At 71.0% G+C, this 1,584-nt stretch carries 2 protein-coding genes and 1 pseudogene; all 3 read right to left on the reverse strand.

Translation table 11 applies throughout. The annotated features are described in order from the left end of the window. Positions 1-925, reverse strand: a 925-nt coding sequence (locus tag RIF68_RS36150; RefSeq protein WP_309055906.1) for a glycoside hydrolase family 3 N-terminal domain-containing protein, incomplete at its 3' end; no start/stop codon positions are given. 161 nt (positions 926-1,086) lie between these two features. Next, positions 1,087-1,449, reverse strand: a complete 363-nt coding sequence (locus RIF68_RS36155) for a hypothetical protein (RefSeq protein ID WP_375165245.1) — start codon at positions 1,447-1,449, stop codon at positions 1,087-1,089. Further along, positions 1,446-1,584: pseudogene (locus tag RIF68_RS36160) on the reverse strand (phytanoyl-CoA dioxygenase); the annotation flags it as partial. The gene RIF68_RS36155 and the pseudogene RIF68_RS36160, both read right to left, overlap by 4 nt.

The raw sequence follows: 1,584 nt of genomic DNA on the forward strand, positions 1-1,584 counted from the left end.
GACCGCGTTCCAGCGCCTCGCGCAGTCGGCCGACCGGTGTGGCGCTGTCCTCGTCGTGGTCGGTGAAGCTGTCGATGCCGGCCTTGAGCGCGGCGGCGTGGGACTCGGCGTGGTCGTCGAAGTAGTGCTCCGGGTCGACCAGGTTGGAGGGGGCCTCGGCGTCGCTGACCACGAACAGTTCGTGGCCGGTGGGCCGCGCCCAGCGGCGCAGCTCGGTCTCGATCAGCGGACTGACGTGGCAGGGACGGCCGTTGACCAGGTTGTACGCGGCCATGGCTCCGGTCGCGGCGCCGGAGGTGACGACGGGCCGGAAGGCAGCCAGGTCGTACTCGTGGAGGACGCGGGGGCGCAGTCCGGAGGAGGTCGTGCAGCGGTCGTCCTCGTTGTTGTAGGCGAGGAAGTGCTTGAGGACGGGAGCCGCCCGCAGGTAGGTCGGGTGGTCGCCCGCCAGACCCCGGCAGTACGCCTCGCCGAGCCGGGCGGTGTGCACCGGGTCCTCGGAGTAGCCCTCCTCGTTGCGCCCCCAGCGCGGGTCGCGCAGCAGGTTCAGGACGGGCGCCCACGCCTGGAGGCTGTGGGGGCCGTCACCGAGGGCGGGAACGCGGTGGTGGTGGAAGGCGCGCAGTTCGACCGAGACGGCCTCGGCGACCCGGCGCACCAGGTCCTCGTCCCAGGTGGCGCCGAGGCCGACGGCCTGCGGGAAGACCGTCGCCACCCCCATCCAGGAGACCCCGTGCAGGGCCTCGCTGCCGGTACGGAAGGCGGCGAGGCCGAGCCGCGGGACGGCCGGCACGTGCTGGTGCAGCATCGCGATCCGCTCTTCGGGCGTGAGCCGCGAGAGCAGGTCGTCGACGCGCTTCTGCAGTGGCAGCGCGGGATCACGGAAGGCGGGACGCTCGGATCCGGACGCGGACGCGGAACTCACGTGGAAACCCCTCAGGCGAGCTGGTTGCGGTGACCGTACGTCGAAGCGCTTCGACGTTCCCATTCACCACCGTGACCTGTCAATGAAAGCCACAGAGAAACTGCTGGCCCACCAAGTCCACCAGGAACCGCGGAACCACACCGTCACCCGACTTTGCCGAGTCAAGCGGTTCGATGCCGAACTCCGGTCTGCGCCCGCACCTCGACGACCCGTTCGAAGAAGAACTCGTGCTTGAGGAAGGAGACGTCGTACTCGTGCCCCGGGTACGGCGGGATCAGCTGGGCGGCCTGGAACAGCCGCCACCCGTCCCGCAGCGCGGCCACCCCCGTCTCGTACGGCGGCTCGTCACTGTCGCCCGTGGTGGGCGAGGTGCGGCCGGTGCCGTCGTAGCGCGACCAGCCGACGACATGGGAGTCCAGCGCCGAGCTCGCCAGGTACAGCACGAGCACCTGCTGCCGCGGCACCGGGGCGGCGGCGGAGCCTTTGGTGTCCTCCGACGCGGGCGGGATCGCTTCGGCCGTCATGCCACGCCCTCCTTCGGGCGGTTGGAGACCCTGGTCACCCAGTGGTCGAGATCGAAGCCGTCGTCGCCGGTCAGCTCCCGCCACAGCAGGATGCGGTTGTACCGCTCCAGCCGGCCGGTCGCTCCCTCGTACCAC

Source organism: Streptomyces sp., assembly GCF_031178505.1.
Lineage (GTDB): Bacteria > Actinomycetota > Actinomycetes > Streptomycetales > Streptomycetaceae > Streptomyces > Streptomyces gulbargensis.